This is a genomic window from Vulcanisaeta sp., assembly GCF_049966235.1.
Classification (GTDB): Archaea; Thermoproteota; Thermoprotei; order Thermoproteales; family Thermocladiaceae; genus Vulcanisaeta; species Vulcanisaeta moutnovskia.
On record NZ_JBMFVA010000076.1, the window covers coordinates 1 to 651 of the forward strand.

Genomic DNA, 651 nt, shown 5'->3' on the forward strand with positions numbered 1-651 from the left:
CGACATTCCTAAACAAAGCCCTAACCGAGGGGCTCTCCTCCTCGAGCATCGCAAAGACACTATCCACAGTGACACCAGTGTAGCGACCAACCGTGGATAGGGCCAGGGCTAGGAACATCAGAGCCACACTAAGCCACCTAAAACCACCAGCCATGCCAATGACAATCCTGCAGGGTGCATAACCCTCAATCATTGACCTAAGCCTAGCCACACTAACCGCAATACCATCCCTAGGATCAAGCCAAACATCAACAACATTAATCACCTCACCCTCCTCACTCAACTCTCTAATAAACTTATGAAGAACCTCCATAGCCTCCGTGGGCTGTCTCCTACGGCCCTTAAGCACATTCTCAGGCGCAGTCCTAGGCTCACTATTGACTAGGAAAACCACGTCACCACCAACAGGGCCCGCCTTAGTTAAGGCCTGTCTTGCATTACCCGGATAAAGCCCAACACTAACCACTATACACTTCTTAGCATTCAACTTCTCCATAGATAGAGAAGCATACTAAGAGAAAATATATAAAGATTAGGCTAGTATCATTGTTAGTATGAGTAATCAAGGTAAAGTAGATGATGTAATTAAGAGTGGCAGTGATGCTGTAAGGGTCGTTATTCATGTCGAGCAAGCTTACGATATTCTTGATG

The 651-nt window shown here is 46.4% G+C and carries 1 pseudogene; it reads right to left on the bottom strand.

The annotated features are described in order from the left end of the window. A pseudogene (locus ACP5L5_RS11785) lies at positions 1 to 496 on the bottom strand (CopY family transcriptional regulator); the annotation flags it as partial. Positions 497 to 651 lie beyond the last annotated feature (155 nt).